The following is a 4,749-nucleotide window of genomic DNA, read 5'->3' on the forward strand; positions in this document are numbered from 1 at the left end:
CGGGTTACGCCGGGGACATCCAACGCCCATTGCACATAGTCGAAGGTAGCTCCGCCATGTGGGGCCTGACGAATTCTCGCCAACAACCTGCCGCGCAAGTCCTCGTCGCTTTCAACGTCAGTGCCTCCGGCCAACTCGCTGGCAATCGCTGTGCTTTGCACTCCGGCAACGGGAGACAATAACTTGAGTTGAGTGCCTGCGGAAGCGTTCGATTCAGCTCCGGCTTTGATCGCCATGATGGATACTTCGGCAGAACCATCAGCAATAACGCCCTCGGTAGTGGTTTCATATTCAAAACCATCGCCCCGTTTCCATATCGTTCCAATCGGGAGCACACTTCCATCTGATCCGTTAAGCGTGATCGGTCCAGAAGACTTTGACGCCGCCTTGCGCCGTTTTCCCCAAATGGAAGCCCAGCGTTCAAGTTGCTCGACTTCGGCTGTGTCCGGCATCCCCTGCAAGGCAATCCAGTCCAGATAGCCATAAAGGCCATGCACGGCCCCCGCTTGCATCTTGGCCAAAATGTTCAACAGCATTCGGCGCAGGCTGGCATCGGCCCCGTCAAGACGGCTTTCGATGTCGGCCACGCTCCTATCGATCAGTTCCTTGAGGCTCGGACGGTCAAAAGGCATTACATTTTCTCCCAAAGATACTCGAATTTATAATCAAGGGCGGGGGCATCTGGACGGAAGATCCTGACTAACAGGCCAAGAACGCCGGTGCGAACCCACCATGTATCGACGGATACGGACTCGGCAACGCCGTCTCCCACCATCCAGTCCAGGGCTTCCTGAGCGTATTCCCTGGCTCTCATCCGGACGGACGGGAGTTGCTTCTCGCGGCTGAGCAGCCACAAACGGGAACCGATTTCATCCCCTGCGACTTCGGGGTAGGCGTCCGCCCACCAACCGCGCCGGTCACCGGAGTTGTCCGGCAGAACATCGTCGGCCTTGGCCCTGCGATCCACAAACAAAGACAGGATAACGGCGGTTTTCAAGCCGTCGTCGCGGACGAGCTGCAAATCTTCCAGGGTCAGGTCCGCGCCCATTTCTTTCCAGATCAATCCTGCGTCCATTACTGCTCCTGATTCGGCGATTCCGTGGTGCCGCCGCTGTCACCCGGATGATTGTGTCCATTAAAGACCTGCCGCATTCCGTTTATGGTTCTGGAGTTGCCGCTACCGGTTTGGTCCAGAATGTCCTTTTCAGCCTCGACGCGGCCTGTAAACCGTGCGAGCGGGGTGTCGAACAGGGCTTCGGTTCCGGCCTTCATTTTGACAATCCGGCCACGTTGGAAATGAATATAATCGCCCTCGTCCGTATAGAGAGCTACTTCGCCGCCCTTCATTCCTTTGAGCCGATACCGGCGATCGTCAACGTTGATGACAACGGTATGCGATCGGTGTCCACCGACGGACAGGGTTATGGCTTCGGCTCCGGGATGCGGAACGGAGGTAAAGCCGTACTGCTGGAAGCGTTCAAGACTATCAAGGAGTTCCTCGCCGAGAATCCGGGTCTGGAGTTCCTGGAGCGTGGTGTCGTCATCAATCATGACCAACACGGCCCTGGAGACCATGAGCGCCAGCCTGCGACGGATAGGCCTGAGCATCTTTTCAACGGCGCGGATCACCATGCTTCCTCCTTTCCCGGTTCAGGCAATTCAATGCGGTCAAAGGCCTGACGTGGCAAAAGGGAAAGCCCGGTAGTAAAACCACGTTCATTCAATGTCAGGTCAACTTCCACGATCAGGCGGTCCTCATTGATGCCGAGGAAAGAATCGCGAACTGGCACCATGAAACCGGGTCGCCAAAGGCCACCGGAGTGGAACCAGCCACGCACGGTGTAGTTAATTCGTTTGCTTCGGCCAAAACGGACGTTTCTTTCCCATTCGGCGCGATCATTGGCCGCCGCTTCGTCGATTTGTTCTTCGGCCAGGATAGTCAGGGGACGATGACGATTGACGGCGGCGTCCTTGGCCATGCCCATGGGGTGGGCGGCGGCTTCGGTGTTCCATTCGTCGGTACCGGACATCTGCCCTTTGACCTGATAGCGGCTGAATCGATCCCGGTGGGAGATTTTGCCATTGGCTTTCAGGATGTTTTCGCCGAGCTCAAGGGGCGTTTTAATTCGCCGCGTCCCGGCACGGTCAATGACGAGATTGCCAAGCCCATCGGACAGCAACAGCACCGCGCGAATCCGGGCAGCCGATTCCAGGGTCTCAAAAACGGAATCGCCTTCATTGTTCTTCAGCCGCGAAAACGAGCCGCCCACGTCTGTGGAGACCTTGACGCCTACTCCAAAGGGTTTGCACAACTCCTTGGCCACTTCGGCAAGAGTCCTGCCGGAGAATTGTGTCGAGGGTGCCGAGCTGTCGACCAGGTCTCCGGTTTTATCACGGCCCGAGACCGTGATTCCGTGGCTTTTGGCATCATATTCGATGGCAACGTCATCCACATGACCAGCGATAATCGGTGTCCCGTCAATGCTCACGGTGCAGGCTGCCCCCGGATTGATGGGGCGGACCTTTGCCTGTCCGGCCCAGCGGTCCTTGAGGCCTAATTCAAATGTTGCGGTCAGTTGCTCCAAGCCACGTCGAATGGTGATCCGTTTCCAGCCGCCGAATTCGCGGCCGTCGATCTTGAGGCGCACGTCCGGGTTAGTCATTGGTCAGGACCTCCAGCTTGACGCCGCCGGGTATTGCTCCGGGATGGCGCACCCAGTTGCGGCGACATATTTCGTCAGCGCGGGATGCATCACCGTAAATAGCGTGTGCCAATGCCAACCCCGGCAAAGTTGCTGACGGGGTGTATGATGTGAGCCGGGGCAGGCCCGCGCGGTCTGCGAAATCCTTGACCACGGCGACTCGCAATTCGGTTAAGGCCAAATACACGGGGTCGGTCGCGCTGGCGGCTTCATCTTCCAAGCTGTTGACCAGGACGTCGCGGACAGTTTGGGCATCATCGAAAGTGTCAAAGGTCATGGTCGAAGCAGCAACTGCCGCTTCGGTCATGGACGTACGCCGAATCAGACCGGACACGGCCTCGGCATTTTGGGATGCTTTGGCTCCCATTGTGGACAAGGGCGACGCCGCCGGGACGGAGCCGGAATAGATAAAAAGATCGCTGGTCGCTGAAACCGGAGTCTTCACTCGTTGAACGGATAAACCGTCTGAGGAAGACGAGCCAATCCAGTTTTGCGGAAAAAGGCCGGAAACAATGCCGGTGATACGATTCGCCAAAACATCGGGCGTGGCTATGAGAGTCGAGACGTCAGACCGCAAGGACGTCATGTCGGAGGCCACCATCCCGGCAAAATTGACGGGGACCGCCGCCTGATCGAAAACGGACCAGACTTCGTCCAGGGCCGTGTTGACGAGGTCAATGGCTTCGGTTCGTACCCATTCAGACCCCTTGACGTCGAAGGAGGCGGCGAAGTCCTTTTTTGATGTTTCCTGTACGGTGGCCGCTGAATCCTTCACCGCCCAGGACGTATCAACGGTTTCGTCGGGTTGAGGGTTTTTACCCGCTTCACAAAAGGAAATAGAGAACGTGGCCATGCCGCCCTTGTCCGTGGTTTCCCGGACACGCCACTCTTGCACAGCAACCGTGCGGGAACCGAAATACGGGTGAACAAGTCCGCCGGGGCCATAGGCATCAAGGGCCTCGATAAGCACGTCCCGAGCCTTCATATAATCCGGCCCCAGAACATACGCTTCAATGCTGAACAATTTTGCTTTACGCCCCAGGTCTTCGGCGTTGGGATCGTCGCGCAACGGGAATTCGTCCAACACGATCCGGCGGCCGCCGGTCAGGGTATGATCCTTGACGAAAAAGGGCTTGCCTCGGAAGCTCGCGTCGCTCAGTTGCTCTTTCCAGCTCATCGTCCAACTCCCCCATATACAGGCCCGAATCAACGTCCAGTTCCATGCCCTGGGCGTCCATTTCAGTCACCCTTGTACGGTCTTCACTGATTTCAATGCGCATTTTTGCTTCGGGTTGTTTCGGTGTATCCGGTTCGGTCAACCAATCACCCACAACGTCACCGAGCCAACCACCAGCCATGGAACCAAGCATTCCACCGACTGCCGTGCCGACCCCGGGCAAAATGATTGACCCTATGGTTGCGCCAAGCACACCGCCGCCGACACTGCCAGCGGTGGATATACCGGCTTGGGCCGTGCGGCCCCATTTTTGGGAACTTGTGAGTGATTCGTCGGTCATGATGTCTGCCACATCAATGATGGAACCAACGGTGGTAATGGCCGCACCTACTCCACCCAGGCCTCGGGAGAGGCCTCGATGTCTCCCAAGAAATTTGGAGCCACGACGAAGCCAGCCGCTGCGCCTCTTGGTCCGTCCGCCTTTCTTGCCGGACTTTCCCGAATCGCCTTGCCAGCCGCCGCCGTATTCTTCCGGCATCATGCTCATTTGGCGATTGACAACATAAACCGGAATCGGACCGGAGCCACGGCCACCGGCCAAGCCCCCAAGCCCTTGTTTCAGCTTGCCGCCGAGACGGCCAAGGATCAGGGAACCAGCCAGTTTGGCGGCACCAATGCCAACGGCACCGGCAGCAGCTCCTCCGACCAGCATTTCCGTGCCTGATATTTTCTTGTCGTCCAGAACATACTTGATGGCGTTTTTGACGACCGCAGATTGTAATCTCAAACTTAACACTTTCGGGGGGGGGGAGTTCCCAAAATGAATGTCCCATGAAAATGTTGTCCTAACACTAAAACTCCACAACGGAG

6 protein-coding genes are annotated in these 4,749 nt (G+C 57.3%); all 6 read right to left on the reverse strand.

What is annotated here, in order from left to right; genetic code table 11:
- Positions 1 to 632: baseplate J/gp47 family protein (locus GO013_RS16525; protein ID WP_203529694.1), on the reverse strand; the 632-nt coding region annotated here is incomplete at its 3' end.
- Positions 632 to 1,075: a phage GP46 family protein gene (locus GO013_RS16530; RefSeq protein WP_163813108.1), complete on the reverse strand. Its 444-nt coding sequence runs from the start codon at positions 1,073 to 1,075 to the stop codon at positions 632 to 634. The genes GO013_RS16530 and GO013_RS16525, both read right to left, overlap by 1 nt.
- On the reverse strand, positions 1,075 to 1,632 hold the full coding sequence (locus GO013_RS16535) for a phage baseplate assembly protein V (RefSeq protein ID WP_203529696.1): 558 nt from the start codon (positions 1,630 to 1,632) through the stop codon (positions 1,075 to 1,077). Before GO013_RS16535 ends, GO013_RS16530 begins: the two co-directional genes overlap by 1 nt.
- A complete protein-coding gene (locus GO013_RS16540) occupies positions 1,626 to 2,663 on the reverse strand; it encodes a phage baseplate assembly protein (RefSeq protein WP_163813110.1) in 1,038 nt (345 codons plus the stop codon). Before GO013_RS16540 ends, GO013_RS16535 begins: the two co-directional genes overlap by 7 nt.
- The gene (locus GO013_RS16545; RefSeq protein ID WP_239057931.1) at positions 2,656 to 3,810 is read right to left on the reverse strand and encodes a DNA circularization N-terminal domain-containing protein; all 1,155 of its coding nucleotides are present in this window, start codon (positions 3,808 to 3,810) and stop codon (positions 2,656 to 2,658) included. The genes GO013_RS16540 and GO013_RS16545 overlap by 8 nt, the downstream gene beginning before the upstream one ends.
- Positions 3,734 to 4,666 (reverse strand): hypothetical protein, encoded by a 933-nt coding sequence (locus GO013_RS17320; protein WP_239057930.1) that lies wholly within the window; start codon positions 4,664 to 4,666, stop codon positions 3,734 to 3,736. Before GO013_RS17320 ends, GO013_RS16545 begins: the two co-directional genes overlap by 77 nt.
- Positions 4,667 to 4,749 lie beyond the last annotated feature (83 nt).

The organism is Pseudodesulfovibrio sp. JC047 (assembly GCF_010468615.1).
GTDB lineage: Bacteria > Desulfobacterota > Desulfovibrionia > Desulfovibrionales > Desulfovibrionaceae > Pseudodesulfovibrio.